Genomic DNA, 21,008 nt, shown 5'->3' with positions numbered 1-21,008 from the left:
TTATTGAACTCTTACAAGATTTTTACAAACGATGATATTTCTCTCTTTCTTTGGGAAATGGGGAAAGAGATTATATTTTGAATCAAGAGAATCAACCATGAATTTACCATTCTTTTGTTTCTCTAAAACAAGATCATTAAAGCCTGTGAATTCGTCATCATGAAACCAACGAGTCTCAATCCCTGTATACTGACGATAGAGTCTAAACTCATCTGACTTATCTGTTTCTAGCTCGCCTTCAAGCACAAGAGACTTATCTCCTTTTTCAACAGTTGCATGACAGTATCCATCTTCACATTCAATACTAACGGTACAGCCACTAGAGCTCTCATAATTGCCTTCTAATTTTGCGGCAAAAGAATTAAGTGAAACTAGCGCAAGTAATGTTACTAAAGTAATTTTCATTGTGAACCTCATAATTTTTTTTTGAATCTAACAGAAATCAAATTCAAATCATATGAAGTGAGTAAGAAATATTATGGTGATTAGATTTTAAACAAGGGGGCAACGCCCCCTTAAGTAACTGTAATTATAGGGAATACATTTGAACAATGATTACCGCAAAAAAGATTGCTAGAAAAAGGCCCACACAGAAATAGAATCCCCAGACACTTCCCTGCTCTTCATCATTATTATAGTGTTGTTTAACCTTACCTTCATAATCGTATTTCTTTACTTCGACAGAAGTATCTACTGATGTGTTTTCCATACATCCTCCATTGGATTTAAATCAAAAAAATAAAAAATAAAAAGTTATAAATTGATCTAAGACAATGGTGGACTGAGTCCAGAATGAATTCCTTGATAGAATTTTGAATCGAGATTGATATAAGGTAATGAAAAGTGACCAAAGACAGAAATAACTAAATCACTTTCATCATTTTTTAAATGAGAATAATCATCAGGAAAGTCTTCCAAAGACTTGAGCTCTGGCGCCCTTGTTCGATTTTCGATAGAAGAGCTAGTCTCATGATTAAAGTCTAAGAATATTTTTGCACTATCCTCAACATCAATTTGAGTTGAAGATGCACTTGCGATACTTCCAAGAAAGAAGATCCAGCTAAATAGAAGTATTTGCTTAATTTTCAAAGCGCCATAGTCCTCTAACATTTGTTACGCCATTTACGCGCCACTTATCTTTCTTCATTAAGCTGAAAATAACTTCAACTGGCTTAAGCTCATATTGGCCTTCATTGATATTTTTCAAAATAATTGCATTTGTTTCCGCACGATTGGAAACAAGTGGTGGCCTAGTTAATTTCAATAAGGCAATTTGCATATCAAATTTATTATCAAACTCTGGAACAATAATGACAGTTCTTACTGTCGCTCGATTTCCTTCAACTTTGACATCAACCACTTTGAAAGACAGTAAACCTTGAATAGCAGAAAGAACCTCTTTCTTTGTCTTCTTGATATTCTTTTCCCAAGCAACGACATCATTTACGAAACCGCGATAGTCTGCAATCTGCTGCTGACTACCAAAACCAGGGTCGTAGTAATTAAAAGTTTCTTCAAAATTCGCTGAAAAAGTTTCTCTAATAACAGTTTCAACTGTTTGTTCAGGAGTAGGCTTAGAGCAGCTTACGAGTGAAGAAATTAAAATTAGTAGAATTACAAATCGTTTCATTCTAACAGTATACACGCTGGCCTAATTATGGCCTAATCATTTCTTTGTCAAATCTTTGTATTGAGAGAGAAGTCACTAAAACATGGAAAATACTAGAATAAGTATTACTTTTATAAATATGATCCGCAGGAAGTTTCTCCATTAACTCTTTATGAGCAGCAGCTAAATTCGTATACGGCAGCTCTGGAAAGAGGTGGTGAATAGCATGATAATTAAGTCCATTAACAAAGATAAAAAATGAACTTAATCCAGACTCAATTGTCACTGTATCAAGTAAATGCTCCTCCCATGTCATCGGAACAAGACTCTCGTTCGTATAGAGATGATTAAAGAGTGCTCGATACATATTCAGCGTCGAAGAAATCACAACGATTGAAAACCAAATCCATATCGTCTGCAAAGGAAGAACTTCCAGAAAAATCAATAGTCCAATTACAATTTTATAAAGTACACACATAAGATCATTTCTCACCATGCGAGCAATATCTTTTTTTTCATTTCTTATTGGCCTTTTATAGTCCATCGAAAATGCAAGAGTTGAAATATTCTGATAGACCCATTTCTTTTGTTCTGTATTTAAAAAGATATATGTCAGAGGGAGAATTCCAAAACGAATGACTTGAATGATAGGTAAAGCAACTGAAGCTAAGAACGGCCTTGTTAAGGTTAGGAATCGAAACTCAGAAATATACTTATATTCAGGGTCTCTTTCAGTGCCATAAGTTTTTTTACCATGGTGAAACAGATGGGCATCTCCAAGATAGACAGGATAAGCATTAGGCCATCCAAACAGGATATTAAAGGCTGTACGATAGCCTTTTACCTTCTTTGCAATATGACTTACTTCATGGACTAAGATGGTTCCACGATAGATAAAGAAGATAGCAAGAATGAATGTGAAGATATTAAAGTGAAAACAAGTATAAAAGAAAGCACTCCATCCAATTAGAGCATTAGAAAGAAGGTCAAACCAAATCCTACCTTTTTTTAAGGCATGATGATTCTTTAAGATCTCCTTCATTAACTGAATGTCATCTCTATTGATAGTTGTCTCTCTCATTATACTTTTCTAGCACATAAGAGAGACATACATAATATAAGAATTGAAAACTTAACTTAAATTAAGTGCTACTTCACACCATTTTTAATTTCTTCAACCACTGATGGATCAAGAAGTGTTGAAGTATCGCCAAAGTTATTGAAGTCATGGGCCGCAATCTTTCTAAGAATACGACGCATAATTTTTCCAGAGCGAGTTTTTGGAAGTCCTGGAACAATTTGAATTTTATCAGGGCGAGCAACAGCACCGATTTCTTTTACAACAGTTGCGTTAATAAGCTTTGTTACCTCGGCCTCGTCAGTAAGATTAGTTACAACGTATGCGTAGATCCCCTCACCTTTAACGTCATGTGGAAAACCGACAACAGCACTTTCAGCGATGGCATGATTCTTACCAATAGCATTTTCAATTTCGGCCGTTCCAAAGCGGTGTCCTGAAACATTGATAACATCGTCAACACGTCCAGTGATCCTAAAATATCCTTCAACATCACGTTTTGCGCCATCACCTGAAAAGTAATAGCCTTTGTACGTTCTGAGATAAGCATTCATAAAACGCTCATGATTCTTGTAAACCGTACGTAGCATTCCTGGCCACGGATACTTAATACAAAGCTTTCCTTCGGCCATTGTTTCACCAATTTCATGCCCATTATCATCAACTAACACTGGAACAATTCCCGGAAGAGGAAGAGTTGCCTTACATGGTTTTGTTTTCGTAAGCCCTGCAAGTGGAGAGATTAAAATCCCACCAGTTTCAGTCTGCCACCAAGTATCAACAATTGGGCATTTCTTCTTTCCAATAAATTCATTATACCAATGCCAAGCTTCCGCATTAATTGGCTCACCAACTGAACCTAGAACCTTAAGAGTTGAAAGATCGTACTTAGCAGGTACATCATCTCCCGCGGCCATCAGAGCACGAACCGCAGTTGGTGCTGTATAGAAATGTGTTACCTTATTCTTTTCAACAATGTCCCAAAAACGTCCCGCATCTGGATATGTTGGAACACCTTCAAACATCATTGTTGTGGCGCCGTTTAGTAGTGGCCCATAAGTAATGTACGTATGACCAGTGATCCAGCCAATGTCGGCCGTACACCAATACATATCTTTACTCGACTCTCCTGGGTCAACTTGGAAAACGTTTGCAAAAGTATATGCTGCCCAAACCATATACCCAGCTTGAGTATGAAGAACTCCCTTAGGTGTTCCAGTTGAACCAGATGTATAAAGAATGAATAATGGATCTTCGGCATCATGCTGAGGTGCCTCGTGTTTGTCTGATGCTTTATCAAAAACATCATGCCACCAAATATCGCGTCCCTCTTTCATGGCCACTTCATTTCCAGCGCGCTTATGAACGATGACAGTTTTTACACTCTTACATGCACTATCTTCTAGGGCCTCATCAACAATAGGCTTAAGCTCTGTCACTTTCGTTCCGCGAAGTCCCCCATCGTTAGTGACAAGCACACTACACTGAGCATCTTCAACTCTTCCAGCAAGTGCTTGTGCAGAAAATCCACCGAAGACAACTGAGTGGATGGCACCAATTCTTGCGCAAGCTAGAACAGTAAACATAAGCTCTGGAACCATCGACATATAAATACAAACGCGATCCCCTTTTTTTACGCCAAGCTCTTCTAGCATATTTGCTGTTTTACAAACTTGAGCGTGAAGTTCTTTATATGTAAATTCTTGATTGGCCTCATTCGGATCGTTGGCCACAAAGACCATCGCTTTCTTATCACCCTTAGTTGCAAGATGGCGATCAAGACAATTTTCTGTGATATTTAATTTTGCTCCATGGAACCAACGGATATCTCCGTCTTTAAAATTACCTAGAGTTACTTCATCCCACTTCTTAGAAAATTTAAAATTTTCTGCAATAGATCCCCAGTATTCTGTTGGATTATTTTTGGCCTGCTCATAGGCAGCTTCATATTCTTCGAAAGTCTTTAAACGAATATCCATATTCATTACCTCGCTAAATTACTTATTAATTTTTATGTCAGAGGTAAATTTTCTCGCAACTTTTAAGATACGTCTAGTACTGGTAAGGATTCTTAACTTCTATTATCTTAGATAGTAAGGCCCTTAAATCATTCATCTGCCCATACCAGTAATTTGGCGATTCAAAATAGCCAAAAGTATACTTGAATGAAGGGTCATCCCAGCGCTTTGCTATCCAGGCACTAAAGTGTATTAGCCTTAATGCACGAAGAGAAGGAATGAGCTTTAGTTGCTCGTATGGAAATGAGCGAATGCTATCGTAGGCTTCTAGAAAGATATTGCGATCAATGACAGACTGTTGGTCATCTCCAGGGCATATAGGCCAAACATCTTGAACCACTGGGCCCATTACCATATCGTCAAAATCAACAAAGAATGAGTCATCCCCTCGAAGGATGATATTACCCTTATGAAAGTCTCCGTGAACTCTTTGATAACTTACATTTTCAAAAAGTGGTTTTGATTCAGCAATGATTTGTTCGCAAATTGTAATGAAGTGCTCGCGAATATCAGTTGGAATATAATTTGTTGAAGCTAAGAACTTTAAGTTAGCGACTCCATAAGTCTCAGGAGTAAGCTTAATTCTGTGGTCAGCACTTTTTAAGGCACCAACACTGTGAATACGAGCAAGTGAGCGGCCCATAATTTCAAGCTGCTCGATATTCATCTCTTCAGGGTTTCGTCCCCCTCTCTTTTCATAGAGACAATAGAAAATTTTGTGGTTCGGCATTTCAAAGATAGTTGTGCCGTCAATTTTAAGTGGAGCAATTACAGGAATCTCCGCATCATCTAGATCCTTTATGAAGTCATGCTCATCAATGATCTGATCTTTCGTCCAGCGTCCAGGACGGTAGAACTTGGCCACAATGAAATTATCACTTGGAGACTTAATCTCTGCTTCTGGGCGATCCACCTCAATCTCATAAACGCGGTTTTCAATACTATTTAGTGGTAGGCAGCGCCCTGTTGTCTTAAAACCGACAGCATCAATAGCGTCTAGAATGGCCTCTGGATTCAATTGGAAGAAATATTGGGTTTCTTCACTACCCCATACATAATCAGTCATGTAAAAAATCATATGCTTGCGCACAGTGCCATGGCAATGAAAACCTAGGGTGTTAGAAAGCCTTATACTTAGGAGAGATTATGTACAAATTTGCACTTTTAGCACTTATTTCAACTTTTAGCTTTGCCGCAACTTTTGAATTTGTAGGCCCATGTAAAAGAGGAGCTCTTTTTAAGACTGAGATGCAGCTTAAAAAAGGTTCAACTGTAGGAAGTGCTACGATTGATCTTCTAAATAACTTTGGTATTGCTTATAAAGGAACTCAAAGAGCAATGAACTCGATCTTTGATACGCCAACAGGACTTGATGCCATGGAAGTCTTAAGTGATACACAAATGAATGCCCACGGTTGGTGCTACTCAGTAAACGGTCAAAGCCCAGAAGTATATCCAGATGAAGTTCCCCTAGGAAACGGTGATCACGTTATGTGGTGGTTTGGCTATGCTCACTACGATAGTGGTGAATGGCTAACACAATGTGAGCCAACTTGGATGCGTGCACCTTCACAATTTTGTAACTAAGCTGTTGCAATTAGCTCGAACAACTTAGTGTCGAGCAACCTGGCCTTGATGTGGACCAATCAGGTGCCTTAACAAGAAAAGGTCTTGTGAATTCATTTAACTCATATGGATTAGCAATGGCCTTTTCAAGATTTCTTAAAGACGTCTCATCCCCTTTATCTAAGTCATCTAAAACCATCTGCACAATATAGTTACGTGGTATAAAAACAGGATTCGCTTCATTCATAACTCCAAAGGCAATCATTGGATCGACTCTTTGAAGCTTCTGCTCTCGTTGCCACTTAGTAACCCAAGTATTAATTCGAGTAAGATCTGCATCACTTAAATCTTTATAGAAAGCATCTTGCCATGTAACTTCCTGCCCTTCCATCACACTCATTAGTGTTCGATAAAAGAGAGTCATATCAGCTTGTAGCTCATATTTTAAATCAAAGAGTTCATCGATGAATTCACGAGAACATGTTTTAAGCCCCAGCTTCTTTGCCACACTCTCCTGATAAAAGCCATGAAAATACTCAGGGTATTGATCAAGAGCTTCATCTAAACTTTCAAGGCAAACTGCTTGCAGGGCCTCCTTAAGTTGAGCAAGATTCCAATATGCAATACTTACTTGATTTATAAAACGGTAGCGTCTTTCTCTAAAGTCCGTTGTATTTGGCGTCCAATTCGGATCGAAGCGATCAAGCCAACCATATGGACCATAATCAATTGTAAGGCCTAAGATTGAAAGGTTATCAGTATTCATGACACCGTGGACGAAGCCCACACGCATCCACTCACTCATAAGAAATGCACTTCTGCGCACAACTTCTTTAAACATTTGGGCAATGCTCATGCCTGGAAAGTAATTATCAATCGTAAAGTTTACGAGCTCAGTCAACTCTTCTAATTCGTGATTGGCCGCATGGATCTGATAGTGCCCAAAGCGAAGAAAGCTAGGAGCAACTCTTGTGCAAATAGCACCTTTTTCATAAGCAGCATTTCCATCATAGAACATATCACGTAAGACTTGTTCACCTGTTTCAACAAGACATAGTGCTCTGGTTGTTGGAACACCCAAATTATACATGGCCTCCGAACAAATATACTCTCTTAAAGATGAGCGAAGAACTGCCTTACCATCGGCACCTCTTGAATAAGGAGTCAGACCTGCTCCTTTTAATTGTACTTCAAGTCCTTCATAAAGACCTAAAGTCATGGCACGGCCATCACCTAGCTGGCCGGCCCAGTGACCAAATTGATGACCACCATAGCGAGTCGCAATTGGAGCTGGATTATATGATTCTTGGTTGCCACTTAGCAGAGAAAGCCAAGATGACTTATGTTCTTCAGTTATTCCCATGGCCCTAGCAAGATCGCCAGACCAGCAAAGCTCTTTAGGAGCTGGGGATTTTTCTGGTGTGACACGACTAAAGTGTGCACCAGGAGTTTGTTGTGGACGACCTGTGAGATTTTTAAACTCACGTAGTCCTTTATATGCAGTTTCTAACTTAATCATAGTTACCTAATAATGTGGTGGCTTGAAATCCCTAAGATTATCAAGTGTCAATTGCTCTGCAGAATCCTCTCCTTGATTAGCAAGGAGGTTCCTAATATGTGTGACAAGTTCATCAATGATAAATTCTTGTTTCGTGACAACTTCGTTTAGTTGGCCAAGTAAATGATCTTGGTGACAAAACTTTTCTTCTAATGCGATTATTTTCTTTTCAAGTTCTTCATTATTCATGTCTATAAAATACTACATTACTCAAGTAGCGTCCATTTCTTAGTCGATGAATACTGTAGTTTTGGGCGCTTACAGACGTCAAAAATATTAGGATTTTATTAATAACTCCCCTTCCTTTACATGGTACAATTACTGCCATGAAAAAGAAGTGGAATATTGCCACAAATTTCATCTCCATCCTTCTTATTGGGTTTATTATTTACAAGCAGGCACCTGCTGTACTCAATAACTTTAAAAAAGAAGGAAGCACTCTTACTCCACAAGAGTATGTTGACCTTCGCACAAATCAAAAAGTCGATTTCCCTAGTAAGGATTTAAGAGATAGAAGCCTTGCTATCTTTTGGGCGACATGGTGCGCTCCTTGTAAAGTGGAAATGAAACGACTTCATCAATCTGTTTTGGAGGGCAAGCTCTCGCCAGATCAGATCTATGCCATCAATTCATTTGAAAATGAATCAACAATCAGAAGATTTATCGGTCAATCTCCATACGAGTTTCGCTTTATCTCTTCACCTTACGCAGTAAAAACTCTTGATGTAAAATCAACACCGACAACAATTCTACTTGAAGGCCCACACGTTAGTTCCATGAGTTCAGGATTAAGCTTTATTGGTATTTGGCGCGCAGAGCAATACCTTGCTAAGAAGTAGAATTCTCGACAAATAGTTCCTCACTAGCTACTATTAACAATACTTTATTATTAAACGAGGATTCTATGGGAAGAAAATGGGCCAATATCGTCAAGAAGAAAGGCGCTCTTGATAAGGCGAAAAGTCAGATTTACACAAAGCTATTATTTGAAGTAACAAAAGCAGTAAAATCAGGTGGCGACGACCCAGGCTCAAACTTTATCCTTAAAATTGCTCTTGATAAGTGTAAGGCAAATAATGTTCCAAAAGATAATATTGATCGTGCCATCAAGAAAGGTCTTGGCGGTGAAGATGATGGATATGAAGAAATCAACTATGAGGGTTATGGGCCAAATGGTGTTGCGGTATTTGTAGAAGCTTCAACAAATAACCCTACTCGTACAATTGCTAACGTAAGAGTTCACTTCAAGAAGGCCGGCGGCTCAATTGGAACAACTGGTACTCTACAATATGTATTTTCTAGAAAGGCGCTTTTTGAGGTTCCAGTTGCAGACCTTGATGAAGATGAATTCACTCTTGAGATGATAGATGCTGGAGCGGAAGATATTGAAGTGGAAGATGGCTACTTTTCAATCACTGGGCCAATGGAAGTATTCGGCTCTATCTCTAAGAAATTAGAAGAGATGGGAATTACTCCAGAAGAAGCGACTCTTGAACAGATTCCACAAACATTCAAAGAAGTTGATGATGAAACGTATTTAACTATAATGAAGATGGTGGATGGCCTTGAAAGTGATGAAGACGTTCTAAAGGTTTACCACAATATAGAATTTGATGAGCGTTTCGAAAGTTTATAATGGATAAAGCAAAACTAACATATACAAATGAACAAGGACGAGAGGTGAAAACCTCTCAGTTCTTAAAAAATCGCGGCTCTTGCTGTAAGACTTCATGTCTTCACTGCCCTTACGGCTTTACCTTAAATAAACACGGTATTCAAAGCCAAGAAATTTCAGCAAATGACATAACGAAGGCCCAGGCCATCGTCGATGCCAACCAACAAGAATCTCTATCTGTTGCCTCTTCTTTAATGGGTGCAGCTTTTGGCGGTAGCAAGCCTAAGAAATTAACAATAACAGAATCAAATTCGTGTGATTTTGCCTTTGTTGAGCTTAAGGGTGAGATTTTTGGCCTTATTGAAAAAGGTGGATTACAGGCCAAGAAGCTCTATCTCAAAGAACAATTTAAAGAGCAAGGTCTCGATCTCGATACAGTAAATTCAGTTATATAGACACTGTTCACTGTTTTTACACGCTCGTCTTTTTTTCAATTTCTCTGTGAAACCTCTGTAATCAATTTATATTGAAGCAGATTAAATGGAGAAAATATGAAGAAGATTACTCTACTTTCAGTAGTGCTCATGGCACTTCTTAGCTCACTGACAACTCAGGCCAGACGAGACGAATCGCCTTTTGAAAGAAGGCAGCGTGAACGTATGGAGGAGCGTCGTAAGCAGAAAGAACTCGAAAAGAGGGCCAATCAAATCAATTGGGGAGCAAATTACCAAGACCTTCTAAACGAGAATTCTCGCTTCTTCAAAAGACTATTTGATCGCTATGAAAATGGAAATATCGTAGGACTTGAGCTCGTTATTGCCTCAAGCTCTTGGTCTAATATTGAAAGTGGCTTTGGCCACACAATGCTACGTTTTGTCGACAATGTAGGAACTGAAGCAGATGACGTTGTTCTAAGCTTCGTTGCAAACGTCGACACTTTAAAGCTTAATTACTTTAAGGGAATTTTTGGTGGCTATCCTGTCTTTCCTCAAGTGAAAAGTCTTCGTATGTTTATGGATGAATACAATAACAAGCAAAGACGAGACCTTGATCGCTACATCATAATTTCTAATGAAGAAATTAGAAGTAATATCATTAGAGAACTTAAAACTCAGTGGGAACAAGTTACTAAGCACAGAATAGAAACTCAAAAATCGGTACTTCAAAATACCCTTGATGAATTAAATAAGTTTTCAACTGAAAAGTATGGCCAAGGTAATTATGGAATCCTTCCACTACGCTCAGGTACAGGTTCGGTATTTGCCCTAACACCCGTTCCAAATAATCTGACTTCAACATTTAAGACAACTGTCGAAGAAGTTTTTCCTGTTAAATATGAACTACCTGAAAGTAGTGAATTAGGAGACTACACTTTCTTCTCTAATAATTGCGCTGGAGCACTTGTTAATTTTCTAAAGCAAGTTGGTTATCCATATCATAAGAAGATGGGCTTTAAAGGACGTATTCCTCTCGCTCTTCCAGATTATTTGCAAAGGGCCTTAATTAACCCATACCCAATTATTAAGATTCACTCTCTAAGAGAGCTTAAAGATAAAGTAGCTAATATTCTTGAATTAAAAGATGAGACATATCTGCAATACGATATCGACACAGCTCAAGTAAAGAAACTACAGAAAAAACTTAGCCTTAATGAGTTTAGAAAACTTAATGAAATCGCAACACTTGATTTAGAAGCTTTCAAGTATTATGCATCTCAAATTCAAGAAACGAAGGCCATTTCATTTGACGAGCTTCATGGCATTACTAAAGCACCAGATGCACTTTATGAAATATGCAATAACTCTAAATGTGAACAAGATGTGATTAAAGGACTAGAAGAGTTTTACGGGACAGGTAGCTTTTCTAAGATCAAAGAGATTAATAAAGAGAAGTCTCTAAAGTCCATCACAAGATGGAAGCGAGATCACGACACAAAAAGAAGAGAGAGGGTCATCACTCGCCCTTACAAAGGTTTATTAGTTAATAAGAAAATATTAGATCATCAAAAGAGATTCTACCTACTCGATTCGAGGTGGTAGAAATAGGAGAATTCAATGAGAAAGATTATGCTTTTAACATGTCTAATTTCTATTTTAATGGGATTTAGTACAAGAGCATCATGCCTTGAAATTTATCAAGAAAATCATCGTGCGCCTGACTATCAACAATTAGGGGCCGTCGTTGGGATTTCTTCTACGATTTCAGGTGTCACAGTAGCTGGTGGAGAGATTGCTCTAGGTTTATCAACGACAAGTGCAGTGGGTATTCTTCATCCCGATAGTGCTCTTAGTGATCTTACAATTTCTAAGTCAATCAAAGGCGCAGCTTCTTCAACTGTTGATACACTTTTTTATGGTGCCTCAAGTACATCTGCGGCCATGGGAATCATTAAAGACAGAGATTATAGAAAGCAAATTAAGCTTATCCAAGCTTCTGAGCTTGCTCCAAAGCTTATTAGTGGCGACATTATCGAAATGACAGGAATGATCAATGATACACGTCCTCTAGATAAGAGAGTTTCAGTTAATGAAGTTGCAAATGAAATTCAACTAGCAAATGAAAGAATGGAATTCTGTCTCGATAGTGAAAATCTTATGACAGTAGATCAAATACAAAAATATATTGGTGAACAACTATAAAGGAGAAAACAATGAAAAAATCGTTAATTGCCCTTGGACTACTATGTTCAGTAGCAGCTTCAACGCAAGCATCTTGTCTTGAGCTATACAAAGAAAGAAATAATGCTCCAACAGACAAGGCCCTTGCAACTGGTGCGGCCCTAAGTACAACTGGTGTGGCCGTGATCTATGGTGGTGTTGAGCTCGCTTCAACAACAATCGCTGCAGGTACTGCGCTTCTAGAAGATTCAGGAAATATCATTATCGACCTAATCGCTCTTGATATTATTGAGGATGGACTTTCATCTTCAACTCATGCTGTTTACCACGGATCATCTAGTACACTAGCTGCAACTGGTGTTATTGATGACAGTAAGAGAAACTTTAGAGGACAAATTGAATTAATCCAAGATGCACAACTTTCACCAAAAGTGACAGGATCAACTCTAGCTGAGTTTACAGAAGATCTAAATGATAGAAGATCTTCAAATGATAAAGTTACTGCTGAGCAAGTTGCTGACGAAATCCGCGTAGCTGATGCTCGTGGTGAATTCTGTATGGACGTTGATGATATGATGTCGATGTCAGAAATCCGTAACTACATCAATAATCAACTTTAATAAGTGTTTAAATAATAGGCCCTCTTCTAGGGCCTATTGTTTAAGTTCTAAACACTATCCTCCCCTAAACTCCTCAAATCACATAACCTAATTGGCACTATCATTGCATTAAATATAAAGACTAACTAAATTAGGAGAGAGAAATGAAAAACGTCTACTGCTTGGGACTTCTTACCATTCTATTCTTAAATACAAACACGTATGCGCAAAATCTACGTGGGAAGATTTATGATAAAGATGGCAAGGCCAGAGCAATTGTAAAAGTAGACGGCCAAGACCAAGACCTCTCACTAGAGCTCGATAAGCGCTATGACAGGTATATGGATAAAGTTCTTAAGAACTCTCCAGATTATGTCTTTGAATTTGACGGTGAAATTTCAGGAGACAAGTTAGTAATTGATAAAATGCCAAGAGTTGTCGCTGATCTTGAAGATCGTATCGGTGTTCTAACAAGAGCAAAAGATGGCAACTATTATATCGATGATCAACGTGTTGAGTTTGGTCGTTCTAAAAAGATTTACGGAAGTGAGTTTGATTATATCTCACGCCACTACTTTAAAAATAAGAAAGTTCACACTCAGGGACATATGCAAGATGATACCTTCATTATCAATGCAATTATTCCAGCGGATCTTTTTACTGTTGGAGAGAACCCATATCCAGCAAGTGAAAAATTTAATAAGAATCCCCTAAAGTATATTTTGAATGAGATGCCAAAGAATAAGAACTCACAATCTAAGGTGCCTTTTAGAGGTACAATCAGATATCGTGATAATTACGAAGCAACTCCAGGTGATCATGTCTTTATCGTAACTCTAAGCGGACGCCAAGGAGATGAACCAGGAGCGGCAGCAGGACATTTTGCAATAGGTATGGGTGAAGTTCAAAATGATCTATCGATAAAAGGTGAAACATTTAACTTTTACTTTAAAGGTGAAAAAGAAGTTCTAGCAAGTAATACTGATCTAGTAAGTTACTATGGCCACTTAATTCAAGGTCAAGTTAACTATAGGCCAACTTATACTCTTATTGGATACGCACGCTCAAAAGAAGATATGCTTAAGGTTAGAGATATATTTGAAGAGCAACTACACCGAGTGCGTACAGAAGTAGGACTTGAAATTACTCCTTTCTATAATTGTACAACAACATCAAATGATACAATGAGAACAATTGGGATTAAGGGAGCACATGAATTTGCGATTAGTAATATCCTTGATTACCAAACATATTTACCAATGAGCTCAAAAGCACCAAAAGATGGAACAAATGCATCAACTCTATCTCAGCTACGTTATATCTTAAAGAGAGATACTGAGCATTATGTACCAAGAAAAGCATTTGAATCGTTTGCTAAGGCAATGGTTTATCAAAGTAAAAGACTAAAGCTTAAAAGAACTGATTATATTTTCTTACCACAAACACCTTCACAGAGACCGACTGGTGGGATCTCTTATGATGAAGTTCTATCAGAAGGAAAGAAAATTATCGATTTCAAAGAAGAGAGACTTCTTAGACTTGAAAAAGAAGAGAATGCTCGTATGACATTAAAAGATCCAAATGCGACCGCACAACAATTAGAAGAGGCCAAGTCAATTCTAGCAAATGCTCCGACTAAAGAAGAGGATCAAAAACAAATTAACGAACTACTATACAGAATAGATTAAAATTAACTTTCTCCTAAACTCCTATCCTGAGAAGATAGGGTTTAGGAGTTTTCATGACTAAGCCCTTAATACTCATTCTACTACTGGCCCCATTTTTCTCATACGCAGAGTGGAGTACTCATCGTTTCTCTCTAGGTCTAGGATACACATATCATGACACGACAATACAGGTTGGAAAGAAATCCTTAGGTGCACTCATATTGAGTACCGAAGACACACTAGGACTTGATGACACCCAATCTTCGATTCGCTTAAATTATGAATGGCGATTTAGTCAGAACAAGAGGCACTCAATAACGACAGGCTGGTATAGTCAGCATAGGAGTGGAAGAAGAATTCTTGATCAAGATATAAAATACTTCGATAAGAATAATAACGAAGTAGTCATTAGCGCAGGAACTTCAGTAGAAACAATCTTAAATTTTGACATCGTTCGACTCGCCTATTCTTACGCCTTTTTCCTAGATGATCGCATTAATATTTCTACCGGAATAGGTTTCTATATTATGCCCCTTGAATTTGGCATTGGTGAAACAGGCACAACCAAGACTGAGAGTGACTTTATAGCACCACTACCTACTCTACAACTCAAGTCAGAAGTTAAGATTACCCCTAAATGGACCCTTTCAAATGAATTTAATATCTTCTACATACAAATCGGAGATTATACCGGAAGTGTAATTGCAACAAGCCTCTTTGTTGACTATCAATTCTATAAATCATTCTCTATTGGACTTGGTTTTGAAGCTTTCAAGTTAAAAGTCGATATGTCAGAAAGCTCCGATGTCTTTGATGCAGAGGTTGGTGGAGAGCTCAATTTTGGAAATAATTCACTAATTGCTAGGATGCGCTACGAATTATAGGGGCCTGGTAGATTTTTAAGTAAAGCTCAATCCAATTTAATAAATCTTTTCTCTTTTTATTAAAAAGTGCAATTTGGTCCTGGCTTAGTGTTTTTGAAAATTTATCAAAGAACTTAAAGAAAGACTTATTTTGTTTTAAAACTTCTTTTAATGGAACAATATCTTGAAAATTCTTTTTAAGGTAATCCTGATATGCTTTTTGATCTTGTAAATTTAGCGCCGAAATAAATTCATTATGCCAGCTTCGGTTCTCAACACGATCTTTTTGATATTCAAGAGCAAATTCATTGACGAGTTTAATTTGATTTTCTGAGAGCTTCCCAAATACATTCTCAAGGCGTTTCACACCCCTTTGCTCATAACTCTCCTCATAGTCCTTACGGTCTTCGACTCTCTTTTTTACAAGCTTCTGTCTTTGTTCAAAACTAAGTCCTGACAACACTTCCACAGATATTATATTTACTTTCTTCATGATAAGAGAATACGGAGAATAACCTTTCACAATAGCTGCTTTTAATGAGTCATTTTGAATTTCATAGTCTTTAATAATTGCCTTTAACTCGAGAACTTCTTTATGATGTTCAAAGAAGGCATTAGTCACTTTAACTCTTAATTCTTTTTCTTGTTCATCATCTAAAGAAAGATAGTCATCAATCTTCTCGCTTAAGAAATCAGGAGCCTTTTTTAAAATAACTTCACGATAACTACAACTAGCAAGGGAGAGAATAAGTAATAATGAGAGAAACTTAACAACTATTTTGGACACTCAACTTCCTTCCATTTAGAATCATTTGTATAACGAAATGTCGGAGCATTTTCAATATCGACTTGCTTCAGCCAAACATCCCATCCCCATTGTCGCATAACTTGGTAAATTTCTGGATACTCCTTACTTGTTAAACAAGTATTAGGTTTCCTTCTGACAACAAATTCAGAACAGCTCAATATAAATAGGAAGATAATAAATAACTTCATTTAAAACCACTTCTCAACTTGAAAGATAAAATCTAAATAAGAATTATCAGCAACGTAAAGGTCACTATTATCAACTTGAAGATCATAGCGATCGATTCTCTGATTAACTTTAAAAGTTAATATTCCAATTCTATTCTCATATTTTAGATAATCAAACTTAAGAAAATAGTTTTGTTGAGTTGATTTCTCAACATTAACGTTTTGAGTCTGACCTGAAAGCGAAAAAGTATCAGCAGATAAAAATGAAATTCCAAGACTTGCTTTCAAGTGCTTTGAAAGATCAATTTGTGCTTGAAATCCTATTGCAACTTGATAACTATCTTCGGCCTTTAAGCTCTCATTTCCAAATTCAAATTGATTTAATCCACCATTGTAAAAAATGGCCCCGACATAACTAAGTAGATAGAAAGTATTAAAATCAATTCCTGCAATGGCACTTACTTGATAGTAATCTTGTCCATCAAAGGGGCTAACAGTTTTACTAAGTGGTGTTTTCCCGGAGTTTGTTGCTCCCCATACGACTTTAGTACTCAAGTCGAAGAAAACCTCATTTAAGTCGATAAAGCGATATCTAAGCTCTATGGCAGGATCGTAAATTCCAAAAGGGCTCTGCTCAGGAGTTTCTTCATCCAACTCATTTTCAAGATGCGTTTCAAAATCAGCAATTTCAGCATGAGTACTAAAAGCAGCTAAGAACTTATCTGAAAAAGCATAACGATACTCAAGTCCGGCAACAAGAACAGAGCGGTCAACTTCAAAAAACTCTTCAACTCCTGCACTACGATTATCAAACTCCATCTCGTCAATAGACCAATAGAGTGAATAAGTTAAAACACTCTCTCCCTTTTGAGGAAAACGATAAAGGTAATCCAATCTATTTTCAGCGAATGTAGAAATTGTCAGGAAAAAGATTAAGAAATATCTCATAACATCATCCCAAAGCTTAGAGCGTAGCGTTCATTGATTATATCAATTGCTGGCGCTACGACAATCTTACTCTTTTCATTAAAGCGATAATTACCACGATTATCAAAGTGGAAGTCATACATTAAATAACTTGTAAGCCCGCCAATGAATGCCCCCATAGAGACATCTTTAAAACTGTGTTTCTTTGCATCAATACGACTCCAACCAATATATGAAGCATAGACAAGAGGAAGTGAAGCAACCAGGTAATTTCGATAAAATCTTTCACTATTAAAGATATCCCTACTCATCCACATTCCAACAGCAAAAGCATGAGTGGTATGGCCACTAGGAAAAGAAAGATAGTTTGAACTATCAGGTCTTTCTTTATTGGCCGTATACTTGATACCAAAAGTTATTCCTTGAGAAATAAGCAACGACTCCGTAAAAACAAATGCTTTCTCTAGAGCATACTCATCGCTACCAAGTAAGTAGTAACCATACATACCAACCGTTAATAACTCAGGTCCATGATTACCTAACTCATACAACCACTTTGGGACAGATAGATCATCTTCATTATAATCAAAGTCTCCTCCCTCAAATTCTGTTTTTACAAAAGATGGAGAGATGATTGAGTAAGTAATGAGCTCTAAAGCAAAGAAGGCCGACATAAAGCGAATTTGAATAGGAGAAATATCCCACTTAGATTTTCTAATATGCTCGGATGGTGCAACGAAAGCACTTGTGCTGAAGCTAATGAATATACAAAGAATAAATGCTTTTAACATCTATTAATGAAAACAAAAAACAGCTAATTCGTCTATTTATTTTACTTTTAGAACGATAAATAAAGAAAGAGTACTGCAGATTAAAAACCCTAATGCAATTGGCGTTACATCACCACTATACATCTGACCAATTACCCCACCTATTGTCGCAGAAATGATAATCTGCACGGAGCTAACAACCGAATTTGCAGTTCCCGCAATATGTCCCATTGGCTCCAATGCTAAAGCAATGAAATTTCCAAAAAGAAGACCAAAGCTGAAAAGGCTTAATAGTAAAAAGCCATAAAAAAGGAAAAATGGAGGAAGTCCTCCAGTAAAGAATAAAATAATATTAAACGTAATTGCGATAAAAGAAATTGTCGTTAGAGCTAGGCGACATAATTTTTTCATTCCAAACTCTTCCACAAGTCTAGAATTTAAAAATGAAGAAAGACCGATAAATGAAGCCAGTACACCAAAGGCCAATGGGAAGTCCTCACCTAGTCCATACTTAATTTGTAGAATCTGCTGAGAAGTATTTAGATAACCAATAAAAGCACCAAAAACTAGACCAGAAGCAAGAGTATAACTAATTGTTATAGGATGGCTTAAAGTTTCAATGGCAGCATCTTTAATCTTCTTATAAGAAAGAGGGCGTCGATACTCTTCGTGTAAAGTTTCTTCTTGTCTCACAGTAAACCAAGCTAGGCACAGAACTGCAAGAACAAGCATAATAAGGAAGATATCACGCCATCCACCAAAACTTAAAATAACTTGTCCAATAGTTGGAGCAAGGGCCGGAACAAGAACAAAGATAATCATAATTAACGACATCGTCTTGGCCATTAGCTTTCCGCTAAAGCGATCTCTAACCATTGCTGTTGAAATAATTTTAGCTGATGCCGCTCCTAAGCCCTGAGTAAAGCGTCCAACTAACATCATTGTAAAAGTATGAGCATTTAAAGAAATAAGTCCACCAACAAAGAAGATCGCTATACCAATATACATTGCAGGCTTTCTTCCAATGGCATCAGAGATTGGACCAAAAAAGAGTTGACCAACACCCATGCCCAAGAAAATGAAGGAAATAATCATCTGGTTATCATTAGGGTTTTGAACTCCTAAACTCTGACCAATAAGATTAAGCGCCGGCAACATCGCATCAATTGATAATGCTGCAAATGACATAAGTGCTGCCATCAGAGTTATAAATTCACGACGACCAATTTTTTTTCCAACTTCTTCTACTGATAAATCCACTAGCTTAAATGTCCCATTTTTCCTGATTGATAATCTTCAAAAGCTTGAATGATCTCTTCTCTTGTATTCATGACAAAAGGGCCATGTGAAAAGACAGGCTCATCAATAGGCTCACCATTTAAGATCAATAGCTCTGCGCCTACATTACTTGATAACTCAACCTCTTGGCCATCTCTTTCAAAGATCACTAATTGGTGTTCGTTAACTTGATTACCATTTATTGCAACACTTCCTTTTCGAATAAGAACAAGTAAGTTTGTTTTATCATCTAATGAAAGTAGGAAGTTAGAATCTTTTTGCATTTTCGTTTGAATAAGATTTATTGGTGTAAAGGTCTGACAAGGCCCTACTTTATCCGCATATTTTCCTGAAACTAATTTTAATTCAACACCTTCACTAGGATTGATTACAGGGAACTTCTCCCCCTTTACCCCCTGATAGCGTGGAGCTGTCATCTTATCTTTCTTAGGAAGATTTACCCACATTTGAACCATCTCAAATAATCCACCTTCCCTTGCAAATTTTTGTGAATGAAATTCTTCATGTACAACACCACTTGCTGCAGTCATCCACTGGACATCTCCACTGCCAATGATACCGCCGCCACCAGCAGAGTCGCGATGTTCAATTTCACCTTCAAAGGCAAAAGTTACAGTTTCAAAACCGCGGTGCGGGTGCTCACCCACTCCTCTTTTTGTTTGCGTTGGTGAAAACTTTTTAGGAGCAGCAAAGTCCATCATTAAAAATGGAGTTGTGTAATAGTAAATATCAAAACCTGGGTGAAACATTGTGTGAACATGAAATCCATTTCCTACCCAATGTTTTTGCGGAGGATTTAAAATATATTTAATAGCTTTTTGTTTCATTTAATTATCCTTAAAAAATTTCACTTGGCCCTAAAGCGACAATACGATATGGATTTAAATCATCGTGGCTATAGAAGTAGTGTCTTTTGATATGTTCAATATTAGTAGTCTCTTTAATACCTTCGATTGAATAAAGGTCTCTCACATAGCGAGAAAGATTCTTATAATCTTTGATTCTCTTTAGGTTGCACTTGAAATGAGTTACGTAAACACAATCAAAGCGTAAAAGAGTTGGCACTAACCTAAGGTCAGCTTCTGTTAACCTGTCACCTAGTAAGTATTTTTGGCCTTCAAGTATTTCTTCGACTCGATCAAGAGATGTAAATAACTTCGTCACAGCTGATTCATAAGCTTCTTGAGTTTTTGCAAAGCCACTACGGTAGACACCATTGTTGATATTGCTATATATAAATTCATTTAACTCATCAATTTTATCTGCTAAATCTTCAGGATAAAAATCTTCATGATTACCAGTAAGTTCATTAAACTCAGAATTAAAAATTCTAATAATTTCTGATGACTCATTATTAACAATCGTTTGTGTTTTCTTGTCCCATAGGATTGGTACTGTCACAGTTGTGCTTACCTTAGGATCCGCTTTTAAGTAAATTTCTTGAAGATAGTTTAAGCCGTATAGATCATCCCCTGTTGCACCAGCGATTGACTTATCAAAAGTCCATCCCATCTCTAACATATCAGGAGAAACGACACTTACACTAATATGAGACTCAAGTGATTTTAACTTGCGATAGATAAGAGTACGATGGGCCCAAGGACAAGCATAGCTAACATATAAGTGATAGCGCCCACTTTCAGGTTGATACTTTGAGTGATTGCTACTTATTGTGTCTCTAAACGAGCGTGGTACGCGATCATATGCCCCACTTTCGTCACTTGTGATGACCGAAGACTTGACCCATTTTCCATCGACTAAACGTCCCATTACTAAACCTTTGTTTGATTATTAACGGGTATAGAATAACGAACAAATGGATCGATTAAAAGATCATTTACCAGAT

At 37.4% G+C, this 21,008-nt stretch carries 25 protein-coding genes; 9 read left to right on the top strand and 16 right to left on the bottom strand.

Going from position 1 to position 21,008, the window contains the following annotated elements:
* From ACMAWV_RS14215 to ACMAWV_RS14185, 7 genes are all read right to left on the bottom strand, one after another.
* Entirely contained in the window at positions 1-405 is a 405-nt protein-coding gene (locus ACMAWV_RS14215) for a hypothetical protein (protein WP_412470142.1), read from the bottom strand.
* Between the two features lie 124 nt (positions 406-529).
* Entirely contained in the window at positions 530-709 is a 180-nt protein-coding gene (locus ACMAWV_RS14210; RefSeq protein ID WP_103218097.1) for a hypothetical protein, read from the bottom strand.
* 56 nt (positions 710-765) lie between these two features.
* On the bottom strand, positions 766-1,089 hold the full coding sequence (locus ACMAWV_RS14205) for a hypothetical protein (RefSeq protein ID WP_146037858.1): 324 nt from the start codon (positions 1,087-1,089) through the stop codon (positions 766-768).
* Positions 1,079-1,630, bottom strand: coding sequence for a hypothetical protein (locus ACMAWV_RS14200; RefSeq protein ID WP_392992550.1), 552 nt, complete (start codon positions 1,628-1,630; stop codon positions 1,079-1,081). The genes ACMAWV_RS14205 and ACMAWV_RS14200 overlap by 11 nt, the downstream gene beginning before the upstream one ends.
* Positions 1,631-1,655: 25 nt before the next feature.
* Entirely contained in the window at positions 1,656-2,690 is a 1,035-nt protein-coding gene (locus ACMAWV_RS14195) for a fatty acid desaturase family protein (protein WP_412470143.1), read from the bottom strand.
* Positions 2,691-2,758: 68 nt separating this feature from the next.
* The gene (acs, locus tag ACMAWV_RS14190) at positions 2,759-4,666 is read right to left on the bottom strand and encodes an acetate--CoA ligase (RefSeq protein ID WP_412470144.1); all 1,908 of its coding nucleotides are present in this window, start codon (positions 4,664-4,666) and stop codon (positions 2,759-2,761) included.
* Positions 4,667-4,739: 73 nt separating this feature from the next.
* Complete coding sequence (locus ACMAWV_RS14185) at positions 4,740-5,771, bottom strand: serine/threonine protein kinase (RefSeq protein WP_158246876.1); 1,032 nt, start codon at positions 5,769-5,771, stop codon at positions 4,740-4,742.
* Positions 5,772-5,851: 80 nt separating this feature from the next.
* Here ACMAWV_RS14185 and ACMAWV_RS14180 point away from each other — a divergent pair, with 80 nt between their 5' ends.
* Positions 5,852-6,292, top strand: coding sequence for a DUF4430 domain-containing protein (locus ACMAWV_RS14180; protein ID WP_392992556.1), 441 nt, complete (start codon positions 5,852-5,854; stop codon positions 6,290-6,292).
* A gap of 10 nt (positions 6,293-6,302) precedes the next feature.
* Here ACMAWV_RS14180 and ACMAWV_RS14175 read toward each other — a convergent pair whose 3' ends face one another.
* Entirely contained in the window at positions 6,303-7,790 is a 1,488-nt protein-coding gene (locus ACMAWV_RS14175; protein ID WP_412470145.1) for a protein adenylyltransferase SelO, read from the bottom strand.
* A 6-nt stretch (positions 7,791-7,796) separates the two neighbouring features.
* The gene (locus ACMAWV_RS14170) at positions 7,797-8,018 is read right to left on the bottom strand and encodes a SlyX family protein (protein ID WP_103218105.1); all 222 of its coding nucleotides are present in this window, start codon (positions 8,016-8,018) and stop codon (positions 7,797-7,799) included.
* Between the two features lie 137 nt (positions 8,019-8,155).
* Between ACMAWV_RS14170 and ACMAWV_RS14165 the strand changes: the two genes are divergently transcribed.
* The 8 genes from ACMAWV_RS14165 to ACMAWV_RS14130 all read left to right on the top strand — a co-directional run bounded on the left by ACMAWV_RS14165 (position 8,156) and on the right by ACMAWV_RS14130 (position 15,212).
* Positions 8,156-8,668, top strand: coding sequence for a TlpA family protein disulfide reductase (locus ACMAWV_RS14165; protein WP_103218106.1), 513 nt, complete (start codon positions 8,156-8,158; stop codon positions 8,666-8,668).
* Positions 8,669-8,733: 65 nt separating this feature from the next.
* Complete coding sequence (locus tag ACMAWV_RS14160) at positions 8,734-9,465, top strand: YebC/PmpR family DNA-binding transcriptional regulator (protein WP_103218107.1); 732 nt, start codon at positions 8,734-8,736, stop codon at positions 9,463-9,465.
* Positions 9,465-9,899: a DUF5522 domain-containing protein gene (locus tag ACMAWV_RS14155; protein ID WP_412470146.1), complete on the top strand. Its 435-nt coding sequence runs from the start codon at positions 9,465-9,467 to the stop codon at positions 9,897-9,899. The genes ACMAWV_RS14160 and ACMAWV_RS14155 overlap by 1 nt, the downstream gene beginning before the upstream one ends.
* Positions 9,900-9,995: 96 nt before the next feature.
* Positions 9,996-11,483 carry a DUF4105 domain-containing protein gene (locus ACMAWV_RS14150; protein ID WP_412470147.1) on the top strand — a complete coding sequence of 496 codons (1,488 nt, stop codon included), beginning with the start codon at positions 9,996-9,998 and terminating at the stop codon, positions 11,481-11,483.
* Between the two features lie 15 nt (positions 11,484-11,498).
* Positions 11,499-12,083: a hypothetical protein gene (locus ACMAWV_RS14145; RefSeq protein WP_103218110.1), complete on the top strand. Its 585-nt coding sequence runs from the start codon at positions 11,499-11,501 to the stop codon at positions 12,081-12,083.
* A gap of 11 nt (positions 12,084-12,094) precedes the next feature.
* Positions 12,095-12,682, top strand: a complete 588-nt coding sequence (locus ACMAWV_RS14140) for a hypothetical protein (protein WP_103218111.1) — start codon at positions 12,095-12,097, stop codon at positions 12,680-12,682.
* A gap of 143 nt (positions 12,683-12,825) precedes the next feature.
* Positions 12,826-14,349 carry a hypothetical protein gene (locus ACMAWV_RS14135; protein ID WP_412470148.1) on the top strand — a complete coding sequence of 508 codons (1,524 nt, stop codon included), beginning with the start codon at positions 12,826-12,828 and terminating at the stop codon, positions 14,347-14,349.
* Between the two features lie 53 nt (positions 14,350-14,402).
* Entirely contained in the window at positions 14,403-15,212 is an 810-nt protein-coding gene (locus ACMAWV_RS14130) for a hypothetical protein (protein WP_412470149.1), read from the top strand.
* On the opposite strand, the gene ACMAWV_RS14125 is transcribed toward ACMAWV_RS14130, so the two are convergent.
* The 7 genes from ACMAWV_RS14125 to ACMAWV_RS14095 are packed head-to-tail and all read right to left on the bottom strand — an operon-like array spanning position 15,190 to position 20,932.
* Complete coding sequence (locus ACMAWV_RS14125; protein WP_412470150.1) at positions 15,190-15,978, bottom strand: hypothetical protein; 789 nt, start codon at positions 15,976-15,978, stop codon at positions 15,190-15,192. The two genes, ACMAWV_RS14130 and ACMAWV_RS14125, sit on opposite strands and share 23 nt — an antisense overlap.
* Positions 15,966-16,187 carry a hypothetical protein gene (locus tag ACMAWV_RS14120; protein WP_103218115.1) on the bottom strand — a complete coding sequence of 74 codons (222 nt, stop codon included), beginning with the start codon at positions 16,185-16,187 and terminating at the stop codon, positions 15,966-15,968. Before ACMAWV_RS14120 ends, ACMAWV_RS14125 begins: the two co-directional genes overlap by 13 nt.
* A complete protein-coding gene (locus ACMAWV_RS14115; RefSeq protein WP_103218116.1) occupies positions 16,188-17,114 on the bottom strand; it encodes a hypothetical protein in 927 nt (308 codons plus the stop codon).
* Positions 17,111-17,884 (bottom strand): phosphatase PAP2 family protein, encoded by a 774-nt coding sequence (locus ACMAWV_RS14110; RefSeq protein WP_103218117.1) that lies wholly within the window; start codon positions 17,882-17,884, stop codon positions 17,111-17,113. The genes ACMAWV_RS14115 and ACMAWV_RS14110 overlap by 4 nt, the downstream gene beginning before the upstream one ends.
* A gap of 36 nt (positions 17,885-17,920) precedes the next feature.
* A complete protein-coding gene (locus ACMAWV_RS14105) occupies positions 17,921-19,123 on the bottom strand; it encodes a multidrug effflux MFS transporter (RefSeq protein WP_199177545.1) in 1,203 nt (400 codons plus the stop codon).
* A complete protein-coding gene (locus ACMAWV_RS14100) occupies positions 19,123-19,989 on the bottom strand; it encodes a pirin family protein (protein WP_103218118.1) in 867 nt (288 codons plus the stop codon). The genes ACMAWV_RS14105 and ACMAWV_RS14100 overlap by 1 nt, the downstream gene beginning before the upstream one ends.
* 10 nt (positions 19,990-19,999) lie before the next feature.
* Positions 20,000-20,932 (bottom strand): glutathione S-transferase family protein, encoded by a 933-nt coding sequence (locus ACMAWV_RS14095; RefSeq protein ID WP_392992572.1) that lies wholly within the window; start codon positions 20,930-20,932, stop codon positions 20,000-20,002.
* Between the last annotated feature and the right edge of the window lie 76 nt (positions 20,933-21,008).

It is taken from the genome of Halobacteriovorax sp. RT-1-1, from assembly GCF_047085455.1.
Taxonomy (GTDB): Bacteria; Bdellovibrionota; Bacteriovoracia; order Bacteriovoracales; family Bacteriovoracaceae; genus Halobacteriovorax_A.
This window is presented reverse-complemented; position numbering and strand designations above follow the sequence as displayed.